This is a genomic window from Salinactinospora qingdaonensis (genome assembly GCF_039539445.1).
GTDB classification, from domain to species: domain Bacteria; phylum Actinomycetota; class Actinomycetes; order Streptosporangiales; family Streptosporangiaceae; genus Salinactinospora; species Salinactinospora qingdaonensis.
Map to the genome: position 1 here is coordinate 256,336 of NZ_BAABDD010000003.1, position 19,701 is coordinate 276,036.

Annotated in this window: 17 protein-coding genes; 7 read left to right on the plus strand and 10 right to left on the minus strand. The window is 72.4% G+C overall.

The features are described from left to right. The first annotated feature begins 54 nt into the window (after positions 1 to 54). The 6 genes from ABD848_RS05080 to ABD848_RS05105 all read left to right on the plus strand — a co-directional run bounded on the left by ABD848_RS05080 (position 55) and on the right by ABD848_RS05105 (position 6,244). Positions 55 to 558: a hypothetical protein gene (locus ABD848_RS05080; RefSeq protein WP_344967806.1), complete on the plus strand. Its 504-nt coding sequence runs from the start codon at positions 55 to 57 to the stop codon at positions 556 to 558. A 265-nt stretch (positions 559 to 823) separates the two neighbouring features. After that, on the plus strand, positions 824 to 1,531 hold the full coding sequence (locus tag ABD848_RS05085; protein WP_344967808.1) for a hypothetical protein: 708 nt from the start codon (positions 824 to 826) through the stop codon (positions 1,529 to 1,531). A gap of 221 nt (positions 1,532 to 1,752) precedes the next feature. Then, the gene (locus tag ABD848_RS05090; RefSeq protein ID WP_344967810.1) at positions 1,753 to 2,145 is read left to right on the plus strand and encodes a hypothetical protein; all 393 of its coding nucleotides are present in this window, start codon (positions 1,753 to 1,755) and stop codon (positions 2,143 to 2,145) included. Positions 2,146 to 2,395: 250 nt separating this feature from the next. Beyond that, a complete protein-coding gene (locus ABD848_RS05095; RefSeq protein ID WP_344967812.1) occupies positions 2,396 to 3,280 on the plus strand; it encodes a F510_1955 family glycosylhydrolase in 885 nt (294 codons plus the stop codon). Between the two features lie 240 nt (positions 3,281 to 3,520). Beyond that, on the plus strand, positions 3,521 to 4,036 hold the full coding sequence (locus ABD848_RS05100; RefSeq protein ID WP_344967814.1) for a DUF2752 domain-containing protein: 516 nt from the start codon (positions 3,521 to 3,523) through the stop codon (positions 4,034 to 4,036). A gap of 108 nt (positions 4,037 to 4,144) precedes the next feature. Further along, the gene (locus ABD848_RS05105) at positions 4,145 to 6,244 is read left to right on the plus strand and encodes a heavy metal translocating P-type ATPase (RefSeq protein WP_425567435.1); all 2,100 of its coding nucleotides are present in this window, start codon (positions 4,145 to 4,147) and stop codon (positions 6,242 to 6,244) included. Between the two features lie 612 nt (positions 6,245 to 6,856). Here ABD848_RS05105 and ABD848_RS05110 read toward each other — a convergent pair. The 10 genes from ABD848_RS05110 to ABD848_RS05155 form a co-directional block, all read right to left on the minus strand. Then, positions 6,857 to 7,348, minus strand: a complete 492-nt coding sequence (locus ABD848_RS05110; protein WP_344967816.1) for a hypothetical protein — start codon at positions 7,346 to 7,348, stop codon at positions 6,857 to 6,859. A 90-nt stretch (positions 7,349 to 7,438) separates the two neighbouring features. Next, complete coding sequence (locus tag ABD848_RS05115; protein ID WP_344967818.1) at positions 7,439 to 8,242, minus strand: enoyl-CoA hydratase-related protein; 804 nt, start codon at positions 8,240 to 8,242, stop codon at positions 7,439 to 7,441. Continuing rightward, positions 8,239 to 9,300 carry an acyl-CoA dehydrogenase gene (locus tag ABD848_RS05120; protein WP_344967820.1) on the minus strand — a complete coding sequence of 354 codons (1,062 nt, stop codon included), beginning with the start codon at positions 9,298 to 9,300 and terminating at the stop codon, positions 8,239 to 8,241. The genes ABD848_RS05115 and ABD848_RS05120 overlap by 4 nt, the downstream gene beginning before the upstream one ends. Continuing rightward, entirely contained in the window at positions 9,297 to 10,418 is a 1,122-nt protein-coding gene (locus ABD848_RS05125) for an acyl-CoA dehydrogenase family protein (RefSeq protein ID WP_344967822.1), read from the minus strand. Before ABD848_RS05125 ends, ABD848_RS05120 begins: the two co-directional genes overlap by 4 nt. Next, positions 10,411 to 11,178 carry a CoA-transferase gene (locus ABD848_RS05130; RefSeq protein WP_344967824.1) on the minus strand — a complete coding sequence of 256 codons (768 nt, stop codon included), beginning with the start codon at positions 11,176 to 11,178 and terminating at the stop codon, positions 10,411 to 10,413. The genes ABD848_RS05125 and ABD848_RS05130 overlap by 8 nt, the downstream gene beginning before the upstream one ends. Before the next feature lie 160 nt (positions 11,179 to 11,338). Continuing rightward, a complete protein-coding gene (locus tag ABD848_RS05135; protein WP_344967826.1) occupies positions 11,339 to 12,157 on the minus strand; it encodes a CoA-transferase in 819 nt (272 codons plus the stop codon). A gap of 266 nt (positions 12,158 to 12,423) precedes the next feature. Next, on the minus strand, positions 12,424 to 13,932 hold the full coding sequence (locus tag ABD848_RS05140; protein WP_344967828.1) for a 3-hydroxyacyl-CoA dehydrogenase: 1,509 nt from the start codon (positions 13,930 to 13,932) through the stop codon (positions 12,424 to 12,426). Positions 13,933 to 14,524: 592 nt separating this feature from the next. Beyond that, positions 14,525 to 15,700 carry a thiolase family protein gene (locus tag ABD848_RS05145; RefSeq protein ID WP_344967830.1) on the minus strand — a complete coding sequence of 392 codons (1,176 nt, stop codon included), beginning with the start codon at positions 15,698 to 15,700 and terminating at the stop codon, positions 14,525 to 14,527. A gap of 21 nt (positions 15,701 to 15,721) precedes the next feature. Continuing rightward, a complete protein-coding gene (locus ABD848_RS05150) occupies positions 15,722 to 17,035 on the minus strand; it encodes a phenylacetate--CoA ligase family protein (protein ID WP_344967832.1) in 1,314 nt (437 codons plus the stop codon). 52 nt (positions 17,036 to 17,087) lie between these two features. Continuing rightward, on the minus strand, positions 17,088 to 18,245 hold the full coding sequence (locus ABD848_RS05155; protein ID WP_344967834.1) for an acyl-CoA dehydrogenase family protein: 1,158 nt from the start codon (positions 18,243 to 18,245) through the stop codon (positions 17,088 to 17,090). Positions 18,246 to 18,407: 162 nt separating this feature from the next. Here ABD848_RS05155 and ABD848_RS05160 point away from each other — a divergent pair, with 162 nt between their 5' ends. Further along, entirely contained in the window at positions 18,408 to 19,184 is a 777-nt protein-coding gene (locus tag ABD848_RS05160) for an enoyl-CoA hydratase-related protein (protein ID WP_344967836.1), read from the plus strand. Positions 19,185 to 19,701 lie beyond the last annotated feature (517 nt).

Sequence of the window (19,701 nt, forward strand, 5' to 3'; positions counted from 1 at the left end):
CGCGAGAACAGTCGGTAGAGTTCCTCAAGTCTTCTCCTTCGCACCGAGCGCCAGGTGCGCTGCTTTGGCCTAACCCCCCACGAGGAAGTCGCCCTGCCGTTGCGTGCCCATTCCAGCCGAGCCGCGGTCGCACTATGGCCGCTGGCGCTGTTCTGCGCACTGTTCTCGGCCATGCTGGTGCACGGCGTCGGGGGCGCGCTGACCCACGCGCCGCACAGCACCACCCCCCACCATGGCACCGCGACGGCGAGTGCGGCAGGGCATGGTGAGGCCGCGCCTCTGCCCCACCATGCCGCGGCGGCAGAGGCGGTGAACGCGGGCGTGGCTTCGGAGTGGAGCGGTTCCGAAGGCCATCGGCACGTGGAGTGCATGAGTGGGGCGGCCAGCGCGTTCGTGCTGCTCATCTTCTTGTTCTGGGCGTTCCCGCTGGGGGCCTTGTGGCCGTCGGCGACCAGTCCGGTCATGGGGCTGGTGCTGCCCTCGCCATGGACGCGGCCGGCGGGGCGCTGCCGGGCGGGCCGCCGATTACTCACCGAACTCTCAGTACTGCGGGTCTAGATGCCCACCGCCTTGCGTGGAACCGGCGCCGACCGGCGCCCGCGAGGCACGGGTTTCTCCGGCATCGCGCACTGCGCGCCATTCTTGCCTCACCCGTACGGCGCCGTCGCTGTTTCCCACCTCGGGACAGGCTGGCACGGCTGCCGTGTGCGCGGCTCCTGCTCTGTGCCAGGAGCCGCCGGGTCATGCCCGCGTTCGCGGCGGGCACGGGCCGCGGTGCGGCGATGCCGCCGTCAGGCATTCGACCGCATTCGGGAGTTGTTTCATGAGTCGTAGTCGTCGCTCCACCTCATGGAGCGGCAGTGATGTCGCTCGTTTCGTCAGTGTGGCCGCCTCTGCCGGGGCCGGCCAGATCCACCTGGTCATGGCGCCGAGCCACTGGAGCGGGTGGTGGCTTTCAGGCGTGTTCTTCATCGTCATCGGTGCCTTCCAGGTGCTGTGGGCCGTTGTCGCCGCATGGCGCGGCAGTACCGCGCTGCTGTGGCTCGGCACGCTGGTGAACCTGGGCTCCATCGGGTTGTGGGGGGTCAGCCGGCTCTACGGCTTGCCCTTCGGAGCCCATGCGGGTACGCCCGAGGCCGTCGGGTTGACCGACCTGATCACGGTCGTTCTGGAAGCCGTGGTGGTGGCCGGCGCACTTTTGGCGACGGTTGGTCGGTCCCGAAGCACGGCAGTGGGCGGCGGCGTGATCAGTGCTGTGGCCGTAGCGGCGGTGGCGGTGGCGTTCGCCACGGCGGCGGCCGTGGGGGCCGCCGACGAGCACGGGCACGGGGCCTCAGAGGACGAGAGCGGCCACCATGGCGAAGAGGTCGAACCGGGCCACCACCAGGAGGAGGCCGAGCAGCCGGCCACCTCCGCCCCCGGCGGGACCGCCTCCCCCTCACCGACTGCGTCGGCGCAGTCGTCGGAGCCGGCGGGCTCTGATGACGCCGGGGCGGGCGATTCTCACGACGGACACGATCACGAGCACTGAGGTCGACAGACCGGGGTGACGCCCGTGGCGGGTACGCCCGCCACGGGCGTGGACCAGGGAGGCTCCCCGGCTGGGCGCCGGCTGCTTCTGCGGCTCGCCGCAGGGCGCCCGTCGTGGCACGGATACCGCCAGGGGGTACCCATCGCGGTGGGCCGTCCTGGACGGTCGCGGAGGTGGTGCCCCGGCCTCGGCAGCGGCTTGTGGCGAGCTAGTATGCACCCGTGAGCACTGAAGCGGCGGAGCACGCCACCGCACCAGCCATGGTGGGGGTGCGGCTCGTGCTGCTGGTGGCGCTCGCGCTGGGGATCGGCGCCATGCACACGCTGGGCCACCTCCAGGAAACCGATCGGCAGGAAACCGTTGCCGCCTCTGTGGTCACGCACACCGACCCCGTTTCCTCGGAGGCCACGCTCGAACTGTTGTCGCTCGATCCCACATCGGTGTGTCTGGCGCTGGCCGGAATGGCGTTTGTGCTGCTGGGGGTGGCTCCCCCGGCGCTGGTTCCCCGGCCGGGTGGGCCGGTGCGACCGCCGCCCTGGCTATGGCGAGCGGCGTGCCATGTCGCCCCGCCGGCTCCACCGTGTCTGGCGAAGCTCCAGGTGTTGCGGATCTAGATGCCCTTCGGGCGCGGGGACGGCGCTTCCTCACGTCCGCTCACGGTTTGTTCACCCAGTGATGACGACCGCGGCGCGCCGCGAGCCGGCAGCGCCGTTGAGAGGGATCGATCCACCCATGAGGGAACACGACAACGCGTTTTCGGCACCTGCGGGCACGCTCGCGAACAGGCTGTTCTCCGCCCGCGGCGGAGGGGCTGTAAGCGACCGCGACAGACGGCGAAGCAGGTGGGCAGGGCCGCTACGGACGGTGGGCGCGGCAGGCGTTGTGGCGCTGTCCGTGGCGTGCGGTGCGACGCCGGCCGGTGAGGAGGAGACTCAGCCTCCGGGCTCCTCGGGGACTTCCGAATCGGCTCCCACCAGTGCCACGGAGTCGACTCAAGGCGTCACGCTGCCCGAGGAGGCGGCACACGTACACGGGGTGGCGGTCGAGCCCGACACGGGCGAGGTGCTCGTCGCCACCCACGCGGGACTGTTCGTCGTGCCCCCTCCGGGCGGAGACAAGAAGGCGGCGCCCGAGCAGGTGGGACCGACCATCGACCTTATGGGCTTCGCCGTCGCCGGCCCCGGGCGGCTCGTGGCCAGCGGACACCCCGGTCCTGGGACCGACATGCCCAACCCCGTGGGGCTGATCGAGTCCCGCGACGGCGGCGAGAGTTGGCAGGCGCTGTCGCTGGCGGGAGCCTCGGATTTCCACTCCTTGGCAGCCTCCGAGGAGCGCATCGTGGGGTTCGACGGCCGCCTGCGGGCCAGTGACGACGGTACCGCGTGGGAGACGCTCGCCGGCGGGCTACAACCGGTGTCCCTGGCGCTGTCGGACGACGGGCGAACCATCGTGGCCACCACTGAGCGGGGGCCGATGCGTTCCACCGACGGTGGCGGCGAGTTCGCACCGGTCGAGGACGCGCCACTCTTGGCGCTGGTCGACTGGGTTGCGGGAACGGACTCGGTGTACGGGGTGACGGTGGAGGGAAAGATCCACCGTAGCGACGACGCCGGCACGACGTGGACCTCCACCGGCTCTCTCGACGGACAGCCCCACGCCCTGCACGCCGATGCGGAGCAGCTCATCGTGGTGGCCGACCATCAGGTGCGTCGCTCCACCGACGAAGGGACCACCTTCCAGGGCTGGTGATCGCCACGGGGGCGTGCCCGCGGGGGCACGCCCCCGCCCCAAGAGGATCGTGATGATGAAACCCGTGAGCGGCGTGTCCCCCGCGGGCACGTCCTCGCCGTGGGCCGGAATACAGGGCCGGGACGCCTTCCGGCGGGTCTTGGCTGTCCAGCGAAACCACGTAACGCTATCGGGAACGAGGCAGGCACGGTGAGGCCAGACAAGGAGATAACCCTCCCGAAAGCGCCGATCGGGGTACGGGTGAGCGCGAAGGACGGACACCGCTGGCTGACGGTGCTCGCCGTGGGTGGGCTGGTGGCCGGCGGGCTCATGGCCGTCTTCGGGCTACCGCCGGTGGACCTCCACGGTCCGGCGCACCACCTGGGGATCATGAGCCCCACGTGCGGTGGCACCCGGTCGGTGTGGGCCGCGATGCGCGGCGACCTGGCGGCCTCGTGGCGCTACAACCCGATCGGGATACCGCTGGTGCTGGGCGCCGTGGCCACGCTCGTGCGGTTCGCCGTAGGGCTGGTGACCGGGCGTTGGCTCAACGTCTTCGTGCGTTCGTGGTCGGCCCTGGGGATGCTCGGGGGAATTTTCGTGGCGCTGTTGAGCCTCAACCAGCAACTGCATGCCGACGTGCTGCGCGTCTCAGGGGAGGGGTCCGCCGCGCTCGGTCTCTTCGTCAACGCCGCTCTGGGGCTGGTCGTGACAGCACTGGTAGTGGGAATCCACTACCGAGCCGTTCGCGGGAGTGTCGACCGCTCCAGCGAGTAGCGACACAACACCGCGGCCTTTCGTCTCCGGTCGTGAACCGCGGAAGTCTTCCATATACATACCCCCAGGGGGTATATTTGGGGGCGTCGAAACGCGAAGGAGGTCGCTGTGGATACTGACACCGACCACCCCGCCGAAGCGCCGCGCCAGGATCGGCACGGGCAACGAGCGGCGGGGCACGCCCACCACGAGAACGGCGGACCCAACCACCACGCCGGGCACGCAGGGCACAACCACCACGGCGGGCATGGCGACCACGCCGCGGCGTTCCGCTCCCGGTTCTGGTTGAGCCTGGTACTGGCCCTCCCCGTGGTGCTGACCAGCCCCATGATCTCGGGATGGTTCGGCTACGCCGTACCGACGTGGCTGGCCTGGATACCCCCGGTCCTGGGCACGGTGGTCTTCGGCTACGGCGGCTGGCCTTTCCTCACCGGAGCGGCCGGCGAGCTGCGCTCGCGGAGTCCCGGAATGATGACCCTGGTGACGCTGGCCATCTCGGTGGCCTTCGCCGCCAGCCTGGCGAGCACGCTGGGCGTGGGGTCCATGACGCTGGACTTCTGGTGGGAGCTGGTCCTGCTGGTGGTCATCATGCTGCTGGGGCATTGGCTGGAGATGCGCGCACTCGGGCAGGCGTCGGGCGCGCTGGAGGCGCTGGCCGAACTGCTGCCCGACACCGCCGAACGCCTCACCGACGACGGCGAGGTTCACGAGGTGAGCATCGCGGAGCTCAACGTCGGCGACACGGTGTTGGTGCGTTCCGGTGGCCGGGTGCCGGCCGATGCCACCGTCGTCTCCGGACGGGCCGCGATGGACGAGTCGATGATCACCGGCGAGTCGCGAACCGTCGGCCGAGGCGAGGGCGACCGGGTGACCGCAGGGACGGTGGCCAGCGACTCCGCGATCCGTATCCGGGTCGAGGCGGTGGGCGAGGACACCACGCTCGCCGGTATCCGACGGCTCGTCGAGGAAGCGCAAAGCTCCCGATCGCGGGCCCAGAGCCTGGCCGACCGGGCGGCGGCACTGCTGTTCTGGCTCGCGCTTGTCGTCGGGGGTGTGACGTTCGCGCTCTGGGCGGTGGTCGACGGCGTGGGTGGCGCGGTGGAGCGCACGGTGACCGTGCTGGTGATTGCCTGCCCGCACGCGCTGGGCCTGGCGATTCCGCTGGTCATCGCGATCTCCACAGCGCTGGCCGCCAAGTCGGGCATTCTGGTCAAGGACCGTCTCGCCCTGGAGCGTACGCGGAGCGTCGACACCGTGCTTTTCGACAAGACCGGCACCCTGACCCGGGGCACTCCAGCGGTGACCGACGTCGCCGCAGCCGACGGCCACGAGGAGGCTCGGGTTCTCGCGCTGGCCGGCGCGGCCGAGTCGGATTCTGAGCACCCCCTGGCCCGAGCTATCGTCAACGCCGCCCGGGAACGCGGCGAGTTGGGGCAGGCGTCGGGGTTCACCTCGCTGACCGGGCGCGGCGTGCGCGCCGAGGTGGGCGGTACGACGGTCCACGTGGGCGGGCCGGCGCTGCTGGCCGAACTGGGCGTGAGCGAGCCGGGATCGCTGGCCGAACGTACCCGCCAGTGGCGGCAGCGCGGAGTGACGGTGCTGCACGTGCTAGCCGACGAGCAGGTCATCGGCGCCGTGGGGCTGGCCGACGAGATCCGTCCGGAATCCTACGAGGCGGTGCGGTCCCTGCACGATGCGGGGACGCGGGTGGCCATGGTCACCGGGGACGCCCGCAGTGTCGCCAACGCGGTGGCGACCCAACTGGGTATCGACGAGGTCTTCGCCGAGGTGCTGCCCGAGGCCAAGGAACGGGTCGTGCGGGACCTACAGTCGCGCGGCGGCCGGGTCGCCATGGTCGGTGACGGGGTCAACGACGCCCCCGCTCTGGCGCGCGCCGACGTCGGCATCGCCATCGGCGCGGGAACCGACGTCGCGATCGAGTCGGCCGGAGTGGTCCTCGCCTCCGACGACCCCCGGGGCGTGGTGGCGGTACGCACGCTGTCCACGGCCGGCTACCGCAAGATGTGGCAGAACCTGGGGTGGGCGGCCGGCTACAACGTCGTCGCCGTCCCGCTGGCCGCCGGCGTTTTGGCGCCGGTCGGGTTCGTGCTCCCGCCCGCGGTCGGCGCGATCGTGATGAGCCTGTCCACCATCGTCGTCGCTCTCAACGCCCAACTCCTGCGCGGCGTGCGCATCGCCCCCCGATGAGGAGACGCCGGCACACGGCGGGGCAGCGTCGCCGGAGCCGCAGATCAGGTAGCGCCACGGCGTCGACGCCCGTGGCGGAGCAAGCGGTGGGGCACTCCCGCACGCGGGAGTGCCCCACCGCTATAAGCCGCTCGCGGTTCCCTGCGCGCGGGCAGGGCCTGGAAGCAGACGCGGTGGTCAAGGGTGTTCCTCGTTCGCTCCCTCCCCGATCGCTTCGCGATCCCGGCGGCTCGCAGGGACCGCGGGGCTAGGGCGGCGCCGGCCGATGAGCGCAACCCCAACAGGACAACGCCGCTGTCCATGAAGCGACGGACAACCGGCAGTGGTGCGAGCCCGTACAGGTAGCCGCCGGGGTGGAGGGGCGGTCCTATAGTTCAGGGGCCGTGGGAGGTGGCGACACCGCCGGGGGGCTGGCGGGTCAAGGCGCCTCCCCAACCACAGCCCACCCCCTGGCTGCCGAGATCGCGGAGCGATCGAGGGACGAGCGGCGAGAACCCCCGCACGGCGCCCTCACCCCACCGTCCGCATGACACGCCCCCGTCGAGGCTCCCTTCGCCCGGCCGCGGGGGACGGGCTCCTCGGCCGGTGCGCGCTCCCGCCCTGCGGGGCAGGTCAGCACCGGCCAGTGGGCGGCAGCGACTCCAACTCCGCGATGGCCTCGTCCGCCCATCCCTCACCGTCGGGGTCCAGGGCGCCGAGCCGACGCAGGATCGCCGGCCCCTCCCGGCGCAGGCAGGCGAGCAGGTCGCTCTCCAACGCCGATGACGCCGTCAGCGGCTCCGGGCCGCCGTCCTCGACCGACACCCGGACCCAGCCGTTGCCCCTGCGCCGCAGCACGCACACCATGGGCTGGTCGGGGAAGCGCGCCGCTCCCCTGCCGTGGTGTACCAGGTCGGTGAGGGCACCGACCAGGTTGATCCACAGCAGGGTGATGTCGTCCCACATGTCCCGGGTCAAGACGGGCGTCTCACCGAAGGTCAGCTCGATCGCCCCGGCCGATGGGAGGTGACCGGACCGGGGTGGGAGCGCGGAGTGGATGTCGACGAACCTCCCCTCCGCGTACCGGATCGAGGTGGCCACCTCCACCGCGCACCCGTTGTCCACCGACCATCACCTCTCTTAAATCTCAACCGAGAGCACCGTCCCGGCGTCGCCGTGGCGCACGGCCGAGCCGTCGCCGCTTTCCCGTTCTGGTCAGCGCCGGGGCCGGGTGAGCTTGTCGCGGACCTCGGGGTCGGCGGCCGTGGCGGCCTGCGCCCACGCCTCGTGGGCCAGCACCGGCTCCAGCCCCTCTTGTGCCAGGGCGACGCCGGCCTTGATGTCGCGCACCAGGTGCGGGTCGAGGGCGGCGATACCGTGGGCGAACTCCAGCGCCTCGGCCAGCGGGTCGTCATAGGTTCCCAAGGTGAGGCCGTAGGACAGGGCCTGCTCGGCGTCGAGGGTCTCGCCTTTCAGCAGCAGCCGCATGGCCTGCTGGGTGCCCAGCTCGCGCACGAGGAAGTAGGTGCAGCCACCGCCGGGGGGCAGCCCGATACGGGTGAAGGTGACGCCGAATGTGGCGTCCGGCCCGGCCAGCCGCATGTCGCAGGCGAGCGCGAGGTTGACGCCCGCGCCGACAGCGTGGCCGTTGACCGCCGCCAGCGTGGGGATCGCCAGGTCCTTCACCGCGAGGAAGGAGTCGTAGATCCGCTTGAGGTGGTCGCGGGTCTGGGCGACGGAGCGCTGCGGCCCGCCGAAGACCTCGGGCAGGTCGGCGCCGGCGCAGAACGCGATCCCCGCGCCGGTCACCACCAGGGCCCGCGCGTCGGGGTCGGTCTTGACGTCGGCGACGCACGCGGCGAGGTCGTCGCGCATCTGTAGGCTGATCGCGTTGCGTTTGCGCTCGTTGGCGAGGGTGAGCACGCGCACGCCGTCGGGGTGGCGCTGCAATCGCAGCGTGGCCCATTCGGTGGTGACGGCGCCGTCGGGGGTGTGGCTGCTGCCGGTGTTGCTGGTCACAGGTCGTTCCTTCCCGGTTCGGAGGCGGTGAGGAGGCGCCGGAGTTCGTCGGCTCCGCCGTGCAGCACCGTAGCGCCGAGCCGGTCGCCGCACTCGTGGGCCGTCCCCCATTCGGCGCGCCATGACCACAGTCGCCGGGTGGCGTGGTGCAGGGAGTGCTCCCGGGTGATCCCCATGGCGCCGTGCACCTGGTGGGCGAGGCGGGCGACCTCTCCGGCGGCCTCACCGGTCCAGACGCGGGCGGCGGCCACGTCAACCTCGGCGTCGGGGTGGTCGAGCCGGTTGGCGGCGGCCCACACGGCGCTCTCGGCCCCGGCGAGCCGGCCGGCGGCCTCGGTGATCATGGCTGACACGGCTTGGAAGGCGCGCAGCGGGCGGCCGAACTGTTCGCGTACGCCGGCGTGTTCGGTCGTCATCCGCACGGCGGCGCGCAGCGCGCCGAGGAGTTGGGCCGAGCGCAGCACCGTGGCGTGGCGCCGCACGGCGTCGGGGGCGAGCGGGGACTCGACCACGTCGGCCCACGGCACTGTGCAGCGGGTGAACGTGACGGTGTCGCGGGGCTCGCCGGCGAGGTTCTCGCCCGTCGCCACCTGCCAGCCCGCCGCCCGAGTGGTCACCACGGCGACGTGGCGGTCGAGCACCACGAGCACGCGGTCGGCGTGCCTGGCCCAGGGCACCCGTTCCACGTGCCCGTCCAGCAGCAGCCCTTCAGGGGTTTCCCGATAGTGGCAGGGGCGGCCGGGGCTGGGCAGGGCCACGGTCGCGATCGCCTCCGGTTCGGTTTCGGGGGCGGCGCCGGTGGGCGGCAGGAGCCGGTGGGCCAGGGCGGTCTCGGCCAGCGGCGCGGACACGGTGTGCTCTCCGGTGGCGGCCACTAGCACCAGCAGGTCGTTCAGCGTGCCGCCGGCGCCGCCGTCCTCCTCGGCGACACCGATGAGGGGCCACTCCAGCTCGCACATCTGCGGCCACACGTCGGGCACCACGGTGGGGTCGTTCTCCGAGGTGGCGCCGGTGAGCACGTCGGCGGCGATCTCGCGCAGCAGGTCGCTGTCGCTCATCGACGGACCTCCTCTCGCGCCACGATCGTGGCGAGGATCTCTGTCGTGCCGCCGCGGATGCTGAAGCCCGGCGCGGCGAGGACACCGTCGGCCAGCAGCCGGGCCGCGCCCGCCCCGGTGGGGTCGGGTTCGGTGTCGAGCAGTTCCCCGGCGGCCTCGACGACCTCGCGCTCGAAGGTCGTGCCCATGCCTTTGAGCATCGCCGCCTTGTGCACGGGGGCGGCGCCGGCGTCCATGGCGGCGGCGATCTCCCAGGCCATGCGGCGCAGCACGAGCAGGCGGGCCGCTAGGCGACCAACGGTGCGCCGCGCGTGCCGGTCCTGCGGGTCGGTGCGGTCGATGAGAGTGTGCAGCAGCGGGAAGGTGCTGAGAAGGCGCTCGGGGCCGCCGCGCTCGAAGGCCAACTGCTCGGTGACCTGGTGCCAGCCGTTTCCGGGCTCGCCGATGGTCCAGTGCTCGGGCACGAACACCCCATCGAAGATCATCTCGTTGAAGTGGTGTTCGCCGGCCATGTCGATGATGGGCCGCACCGTCACCCCGGGGGCGGACAGGTCGAGGACGAACTCGGTCAGATTCTCGTGTTTGGGGTCGGCGGCACCGGTGCGCGCCAGCACGTAGGCGTGGGTCGACCGGTGGGCTTGGCTGGTCCAGATCTTGGTCCCGGTGACGTGCCAGCCGCCGGCGACGCGCTCGGCGCGGGTGCGCACCGCGGCGAGGTCGGAGCCGGCTTCGGGCTCGCTCATCCCCAGACAGAACATGACCTGGGCCGAGGTGATCGCGGGCAGGAACTCCTCCTGGAGGCGCGGGCTGCCATAGCGCAGGATCGCCGGTCCGATCTGGCGGTCGGAGATCCAGTGCGCCGCGACCGGGGCGCCGGCCATGAGCAGTTCCTCAGTGACGACCAGCCGCGCGAGGTTGGAGCGGGCGCCGCCGCCGAGGCGGGTGGGCCAGGTGATGCCGATCCAACCGCGCTCGGCCAGTGCGCGGGAGAAGTCGAGGTCGTAGCCGCGCAGCCAAGCGTCGCAGCGGGGAACGAACCACTCCTGGGCACGCCACTGGTCGAGCAGGGCGCGGACCTCGTGGCGCAGCACGGACAGCTCGTGCGGGGTGTCAGTCATGAGTGGTGTCCTTGTCGGTTGCCAGGGCGCGGGCCGCCACCGCGTAGCCGCGGTGGGCCGCGTCGATCAGTACCCGCTCGGCGGCGCGCAGGGCCGTCGGCGCCACGGGGGCGGCCCAGGGGGCCTCCTCGTGGGCCACGCCGAGGTGGGTTAACTGTTCGGTGAAGGCGGTGTGGCCAGGCGTGTCGAACCGTTCAAGCAGGTACGGTCGCCGGCCCAGCCGCAGCAGCCCCCAGCGGGTGAGCAGCCGCACGCGGGTGTTCTCGCCGGGGGCGGCGGTCACGTGGTCCACACGGCGCTGCAACCGCCGCGGGTCGTGACCGCCGTGCAGGAGCAGCAGATCGCGGGCGCCGCCGGCGATGTCGGCGGCGCCTCCGCCGCCGGGCAACCGCACGCGCGGGGCGGCGAGGTCGCCCACGGCGGTGGCGTTGACGCGGCCGGCCATGTCGACAGTGCCGGCGTCGAGGACGGCCAGGTCGAACCGGGGCGCGAGGCCGAAGAGCACGTCGGCCATAGCGCCGGAGAAGCCGTGGGAGCCGTGGTAGGCGGCGTAGTCGGTGGTGCTGGTGGCAAGCTGGCGGGCTTGACCCCCGCACGCCACCCCGGCCTCGAAGTAGTGGGTGAACCGGTCGCCGCGCAGCCGCGCGGCGAGTTCGGCGGCGAGCACGGGCCAGTGGAAGCCGGTGAAGACGGTGGCGCCGTCGGCGTAGTACTCGCTGGCGTGCGCCAGGAACCCCAGAACCGCGGGGTCGGTGCTCATGGCTCACCTCCGAGAACGGCCCTCGCGCCGCGGCGCGAGGAGTGCGGCACGACCGGCACGGCAGGGGGTGTCGACCGGGGGTCTCGGCGCCGCGCGGGTGGGACGGCCGCCGGCCAGCGGAATGCCCCCGGCAGGTGGGCTGGTTGGGGGCGGGCAGACGTCACTGAAGAACCTCCCGGTGCAGCCAGCGAGCGAACGACTCCGGGCTCGCCGCGGCTTCGGCGTAGTGCAGGTAGGCGGCGAGGTCGCGGTCGTAGCGGCCGGCGGCGCCGTCGGGGCGCACGGCGCCCGGCTCGACGACCACGGTCGAGACGAGGGCGCCGGGCAGGTTTCCGCCGCCCAGCTCGCGCAGCCGCGCGGCGCTGACGCTCTCCTCGACGACGAGAACGACGTCGCCGGCGGCTTGGGCTGCGACCGCGCTGTCGGCGAGGGGCGCGCGCACCAGGGCGTTGCCCCACGGGTCGGCCACGTCGGCGTGGAGGAAAGCCACGTCGGGACGCAGCGCGGCGACCACCGTGGCCTCACCGAAGTCGGAGGTGGCCCTGCCGTAGCGCCCCTGCCCCAGCCCCTCGGTGAGGTAGCTGGTCGCCGCGACGGCGGGCACCGGCATGAACGGCACCCGCCACGCGGCGGCGGTCAGCGCGGCATTGATCGCGCCCAGGCTCATCTCGTGCCAGGTGACGGTGTCGCCGTGGACTCCGTCGCGCTGGTAGGCACGGCGGAAGTTCCAGGCGGGGGCAGGTCCCACGGGGCTCCAACAGTGGGCGAAGGTCGCGGCAGCGAGGGTGCCCGCGCCGATGAGCTGGTCCAGCAGGATGCCGCCGGAGGGCACGACCGCGTGCAGCCCGCGGCGGCGCCGGATCAGCTCGTGGCCCACACAGAACAGTTGGGCCCCGAAGTTGCCGAGGTAGACCGTCTGGCCGTCGGCGGTGTGGCGCTCCACTGCCGTGGCCAGGTCCACACGGTGGGGAAGGGACATGCGTTGGCCTCCTTTCGGCCAAAGCCGGGAGATTCCACTCGCGGTGGATCGGTGCTTCCTCACGGTTTCCCGCTGGTTCCCGCTTCGCAGGCCGCCCACCGGCGAGGTCTCCCGCCCTTGCTGTGCGGGTTTCGCCCGGATCGCGCGGCGGGGGGCGGTTAACCTCACGGCTGCGGCCCGGGGCTGCGCCGCTGGAAAACCGACCGGCTCTCGTGGCACGTGCGGCGATGGGACGGACACGGTCCTCGCGGACTTCGGTGGCCGACTCATTGGCGCCGCTGCCCGGCCGCGCGGCGACGTAGCAGTTGGCAGGGGCGGTAGCGGGCGTCGCCGAACCCGTCGAGCAGTTGGCACACGCCCCGGTACACCAGGCCGGCGCCCTGCTCGTTGAGGTATTCGAAGGGGCCGACCGGGTGGTTCATGCCTAGGCGCAGCGCGGTGTCGACGTCGGCGGGACTCGCGTTGCCCTCCTCGACCAGCAACACGGCCTCGTTGACCAGGCAGTGCTGGAGCCGGTCGGCGATCAGGCCGGGCAGGGCGGGGACGGCGATCGTGACGGCGCCGACCGCGCGGGCGACGGCCGCCACACCCGCCCCCGGGGCGATGGCCGCCTCGGTGTCCTCGACGACCTCCGCGGCGGGTTCGTCCTGGCGGGCGTGCAGCCGCAGCCACTCCACCCCGGTCGGCAGGTCCTCGATCAGGCGGCCGTCGGAGGAGTCGACGACGACCCGGCGCCCGGAGTCGCGCAGCCGCACCACGGCGGCCAGATCGTCGTCGGTGAGGGCCACCGGCGCCGAGTAGAGGACCGTCTCGGCGGCGCCGTCGCGGGCGGTGCGCAGCCGCTCGTTGCCCAGCAGCGCCTCCGTGCCGGGGCCGGCAAGGTGGATCGTGCCCGCCGGCGCTTCCTGGGAGGTGCGCACGACCCGGTCGAAGGCCGCGCGGGGTTTCTCGGCGGTGTAGTCGTAGAAGCCGCGGCCGGCGGCGCGGCCGGTGAGCCCGCTGCGCACGAGCCGGCGGGTCAGCGGGACGGGCCGGTAGCGGGGTTCGCCGAACTCGCGCAGCGCCGTCTCAGAGGAGGCCAGGTGGGTGTGCAGGCCGGTGAAGTCGAGGAGTTGCAGCGGCCCCATCCGGTGGCCCAGCGCGCACCGCGCGACCGCGTCCACGGTGGCCGGCTCAACGCCTTGGGTCACCAGCAGTTGGGCCTCGTAGTACAGCGGCCGACAGATCCGGTTGACCACGAAGTTGGGGGAGTCACCGCAGACCACGGGGGTTTTGCCGACGGCGCGCACCCATTCGCCGGCCAGCGCCACGGTGCGGTCGTCGGTGTGGGCGCCGCGGACGAGTTCAACGAGACGCATCCGGGTGGGCGGGTTGAAGAAGTGCATGCCGACGAAGCGGTGGGGTGCCTCCAGTGCGCGGGCCATCTCGCCGATGCTCAGTGACGAGGTGTTGGTCGCCACGACCGCTTCAGCGGGGGCGGCGCCCGAGACGGTGGCCAGGAGGTCCTTCTTGGCCGCCATGTCCTCCACAACCGCCTCGATGACAAGGGCGGCGCCGGCCACGGCCGTGGCCAGGTCGGGGGCGGCGGTCAGCTCGACGGGTTCGCCGTCGCCGGCCGCCTCGTCCAGGGTCTGGCGGTGGCCGTCGCGGGTGGCTTCCGGGTCGGCGTCGACCACAGTGACCCGGGCACCGTGGCCGGCGAATGCTCGCGCGATGCCCCGCCCCATGGCGCCAAGGCCGATGACCGTCACGGGTGTTGCCAAGAGCGTGCTCATCGGATCTCCGTACGTTGGTTGGTGGCCCCGGCCGTGGGGCGGGGGAGGATTCGCGGTCCTGCGGGGCGGGGCGGGAGAGGGTGCGTGGCCGCCGAGGCGACGGCCCGCCCCCGCGCTGGTTCGGATCGGCGGTAGCACCCGCCCTGGCGGGGTGGGCGAGCCCCCAGGCCGGGCTGGCCAGCCGGCGGGGAAACGGGATGCCCGGCCGGTGGAGCCGTCACGGAAGCGAGGATCGGCCGACCCTCCCGGGCCGCTTGTTCAAAACGACCGCTGCCGACGGAACCGCCGGCGAACCAGAGCACCCGCCCCGCACAAGGCAGTCCCCTCGTTTCGGCCGAGGGAGGGGGACCCTGGCGGCGCGGCGTGGCCGCCTCCGCGCCTCGGGGGGCGAGGCGCGACGACTGTCCCCACTGGGGAGTAGGGCGTGTCATAGGCGGCGGGACCGGCGCGTTGCCGCGAGGCGGGATCGACTGTTCCGATCCGGCCCGCACGGTGGCCAGGCGCGGGGGCGCCTGCAACGCCGGACACGGCGGCACCACAGCGGCGCCTTGCCGATCGCTCCCCCGCGGCCCGGTCGCGCGGTGTCGGCCGGTCACGGGTCGACCCGTTCGATGACGGCGGCCACGCCTTGGCCGCCGCCGACGCACAGGCTGGCCACTCCGAGGCGCTGGCCGCGGCGGGCCAGCTCGTGCAGCAGCGACACGACGATGCGGGCGCCGCTTTGGCCGGTGGGGTGGCCCAGCGCGATGCCGCCGCCGTTGACGTTGACCCGGTCCTCTGACAGCTTCAACTGCCGGACGTTGTGGACGATCTGCGCGGCGAAGGCCTCGTTGATCTCGAACAGGTCCACGTCGTCGACGGTGAGCCCCGCGCGCCGCAAGGCCGGCGGGATGGCCGCCACCGGCCCGACACCCATCCGGCTGGGGTCGACACCCACGGCGGCGAAGGAGCGCAGCCGCGCCCAGGGGCGCAACCCGTGGGCGCGGACGGTGTCGCCGCCGGCCACGACGACGGCCGCGGCGCCGTCGGCCATCTGGCTGGAGTTGCCCGCTGTGACCGTGCCCTGGGCGGCGAAGGCCGGTGCGAGCTTGGCCAGCTTCTCGGCGGTGGTGTCGCGGTAGGTCTCGTCGCGTTCCAAGACGCCGTCGCCGTGGGGGACGGCGACGACCTCCTCGGCGAAGCGCCCCGCACGCCACGCCTCGGCGGCCCGCTGCTGGCTGCGCAGCGCCCATGCGTCCTGGTCGGCGCGGCTGATGTCGTGGTCGGCGGCGATGTTCTCGGCGGTCTGGCCCATGGTGAGCCCACACACGGGGTCGGTGCCGCCGTCTTGCCAGCCGTCGGCGAGGGTGATGTCGCCGCGCCGCATTCCCTGCCAGCGCAACTGGTGCGAAGCCAGGTAGGGCATCGTGCTCATGCTCTCGGCCGCGACCGCCAGAGCGGTGGCCACCTCGCCGGTGGCCACGGCGTGGCTGGCCATGGCCACGGCCTTCAGCCCGGAGGCGCAGGCCATGTTGATGGTCTGGGCGGGCACCGCTTCGGGGACGCCGGCGCGCAGGCTGATCTGGCGCCCCGGGTTGGGGCCGTTGCCGGCTTGGCGGCAGTTGGCGACCACCACCTCCTCGACCAGGGCCGGGTCCAGTCCGGCGCGCTGCATGACGGCGGCGCCGGCGATCCCGCCGAGGTCGACGAGGCGCACCTCGCGCAGGCTGCCGCCGTAACGGCCGTGCGGGGTGCGCACGCCGCCGACCAGAAAAGCTTCGTGGGACAAGCGATCTCCTTTGCCGGGGGGTCACGGCGTGCGGACGACCCGCCGTGCCTTGTGGGTGGTGCGTGGCAGTTCGCCGGGGTGGAGCGGCTCGACCAGGGCGCGCACCGTCAGTTCGGCGCGGATGGCGGCGGCCAGTTCGCCGCGCAGCCGCCGGTGAGTCTCGGGCAGCGCTTCGACGCGCAGTTTGATGCCGGTGAGGTAGCCGGTCTCGGGGTCGGTGACATCGGGGTCGACGACGATCCGAAACTCGCCGGTGGCGCCCGGAGTGCGGCGGACGATGTCCTCCACCGCGCTGGGGAAGAGGTTCACGCCGCGGACGACGAGCATGTCGTCGGTACGGCCCCGCACGCCCCCGACCAGGCGGGCGTGGGTGCGCGAGCAGGGGCAGGGCCGGGAGTCGCGGACGACGATGTCGCCGGTCCACCACCGCACGAGCGGGCACGCCCGCTTGTCCAGGTGGGTCAGTACGAGCACGCCGGCGGTGCCGTCGGGGACGGGCCGGTGGGTGTCGGGGTCGAGGACTTCGGCGTAGAGGAAGTCCTCGGCCAGGTGGGCGCCCGCCTGCTCGGCGCACTCCCAGGCGATGGGCTGGAATTCCAGGCTGCCGTAGCCGTCGTAGACGCGGGCGCCCCACTCGTGTTCGAGCCGGGCGCGCGTGCCGGCGAGCTGGCCGCCCGGCTCTCCCCCGGTCATCACCGTGCGCACCCTGGACTCGTGCAGCGGCCGGCCGGCTTCGGCGGCGGTCTCGGCCAGGTGCAGCAGGAAGGACGGGGTGCCGCCGACGGCGGTGGTGCCGTAGTGGAACAGGGTGTCGATCTGGCGCTGGGTGTCGGCGCTGCCGCCGGGGATCACCGTGGCGCCGAGGCGGGTGTAGGCGCTGGTCACGCCCAGGCCGCCGACGAACCAGGCGTAGCTGAACAGGCACTGGTAGACGTCGCCGTCGTGCACGCCTTGGCTGTGGGCGCCGCGCGCGTACAGGTCGGCCCAGCGGTCGAGGTCGTAGGCGCTCCAGCACACCGGGGTGGGGGCGGCGGTGGTCCCCGAGGAGAAGTGGACGCGGCGCACCTGCTCGGGGGCGAGTGCGAGGGCGCTGCCCCAGGGTGGATCGTGGGTCAGCGCGGTCTGGTAGTCGCGCTTGGTGGTGATCGGCAGGGCGGCCAGGTCGTCGAGGTCGCCGACGTCGCCGGGGGAGAAGCCCAGCGCGTCCCAGACCCGCCGGTAGTAGGCACTGCGAGCGTAGACCCGTTCGAGCTGGTCACGCATGGCGACGCGCTGGTGCTCCCGGATCTTGTCGCGGGGCCAGGTCTCGCAGGAATCCCATGGTCGTGCGGTCATCGCGTACCCCGTTGCTGGCTCGGGTGTGGTCGGGTCGGGCGGGGCGGCTGGGCTAGCGGAGAGCGGCTTCGTCGGCCACGGCACGCCCGATGACCAGCCGCTGGATCTCGGAGGACCCCTCGTAGATCTGGAGGATTCGCTGGTCGCGGTAGAGCCGCTCGGCGAGGTTGGGCTTGCAGTAGCCCGCGCCGCCGTGGACCTGGACGGCGACGTCGGCCGCCCGGTGCGCGGCCTCGCTGGCGTGGAGCTTGGCCATGGCGCCCAGCGTGGCGGCGGCGTCGCCGGCGTCGAACGCGCGCGCGGCGGTGAAGGTGAGCATGCGCGCCGCGGTGAGGTCGGTGGCCACGTCGGCCAGCGGGAAGGAGATGCCCTGGTTGTCGATGATGGGCCGGCCGAAGGTGGCGCGGCGCACCGCTTCGGCGCTCGCGGTCTCGTAGGCGGCCAGGCCCAGGCCGGTGGATTGAGCGGCGACGCTGATGCGGCCGGCGTTGAGGGTCTGTAGCGCCAGCTTCAACCCGCGGCCGGGCTCGCCGAGGACGCTGTCGCGGGGCACGTGGGTGTCGAGTTTGAGGTTGCTGGTGAGCGTGCCCCGGATGCCCATCTTGTCCTCGTAGTGGTCGATGACGACGCCGGGGGCGTCCTTGTCGACGAGGAAAGCGGTGATGCCGCGGCTGCCCGCCTCGGGGTCGGTGCGTGCGAAGACGACATAGGTCTGAGAAGCACCGCCGTTGCCGATGTAGATCTTCTCGCCGCGGAGCCGGTAGCCCTCCCCCTCTGGCTCGGCCGTGGCGCGGATGGCGGCGGCGTCGCTGCCCACGCCCTCCTCGGTGAGGGCGAAGCTCACGGCCCGGCCGGCGGTCATGCCGCCGAGGTAGTGCTCGCGCTGCTGCGGCGTGCCGGCCAGCAACAGCGGGTAGGCGCCCAGGGCGCAGGCGTTGAGGATGGCGCCGGTGGAGGCGCACGCCGTGGAGATCACCTCGATGACGCCGCAGACCAGCGTGAGGGAGCCGCCCGCGCCGCCGTATTCGGTGGGCACGAGCAGGCCGGCCAGGCCGCTTTCGTTCAGCGCGGCCACGTTCTCCCACGGGTAGCGCTGGTCGCGGTCGAGTTCGGCTGCCAGGGGCGCGAACCGGCTCCGGGCGAGTTCCCGCGCACGTGCCACCCATGCGGCTTCGTCCTCGTCGAACGTGGGTCCCCAGATCACTGCCACGGCGTTTCCTCTCCTCGATGGGGGTTTCCGTGGGGTGTCGCCGGGCCGCCCCGGGGAGAGCCCCCACCGCCACGTCATACTTCGTAGTATGTTGCTCAAACATACCGAGTCGTATGTGACAGTCAAGCCCACCTCCCACCCCAATCCGGCAGGAGATCCGCTATGACCAGCGAACCCGCCGTCGTCCACGAACGACGCGACGACGTCCTCGTACTGCGCATCGACCGCCCCGCCCAGCGCAACGCCCTCACCAGCCAGACGTTGGAGGAACTGGCGGCGGGGTTGGACCGCGCCGACGCCGATCCGCAGGTGCGTGCCGTGGTCGTCACCGGCGGCACGCGCGTCTTCGCCTCCGGTGCCGACATCCGCGAACTGCGCGACACCGCCCCCATCGCCTACCTGCGGTCACGCCGACGCGCGCTGTGGCAACGGTTCACCGACTTCCCCAAGCCGCTCGTCGCCGCTGCCGCCGGCCCCGTGCTGGGCGGGGGCTGCGAGCTGGCGCTGCTGTGCGACCTCGTCGTAGCCGCCGACTCCGCGATGTTCGGCCAGCCTGAGATCCGCTTAGGCATCATCCCGGGGGCCGGCGGTACCCAGCGGTGGGGGCGCGTGACCGGACGCTATCGGGCTGCCGAGGTCGTGCTGCTGGCCCAACCGGTCAGCGCGTGGACGGCGTGGCAGTGGGGACTGGTTCACGAGGTCGTTCCGCGCGAGCGCGTCGTCCACGCCGGCGTGGCCACCGCAGTCGAGATGGCACGGTTCAGCCCCGCCGCCACCATGGTCGCCAAGTCGGCACTGCGCACCGCCGAGGAGACCGGCCTGACGCAAGGGCTGGCCCACGAGCGTGGCGGGCTGGCCACGCTGCTGTCCACCGCCGACCATACGGAGGGGACGAACGCCTTCCTCGAAAAACGCTCCCCCCACTTCACCGGCGAATAGCCGCCCGCGCTGCGACAGCGCCCGCCCCGCTATGTCTTTCCCCTCATACGAGAGGAGCGCCGGCTTCCGGGCCGGCATGACCGGGTCTCGCGTGTACGCAGGGAGCGGGCCGTCTTCCGTCGCGCGGCCGAGGCGCGAGAACTGAATCCCGCGCATATTCGGGGAGCGGAAAAGGTTTCGCGCCGCTATGCGCTCCCTCGCTTCGCTCGCTCGGCAGCCTGGGGCCGCGCCCCAGGGAGACGCACCGAGGTAGCACTGCGAACTATCGCCACCGGCCCCAGCCACCAACAACACACCAACGGCCCCCAGAAACCACCGAAACCACGAAACGATCGCGACAAAAACCCCACCACACCACAACAACCCACCAACGGCCCCCAGAAGCTGCCGAAACCACGAAACGATCGCGACAAAAACCCCACCACACCACAACAACCCACCAACGGCCCCCAGAAGCTGCCGAAACCACGAAACGATCGCGACAAAAACCCCACCACACCACAACAACCCACCAACG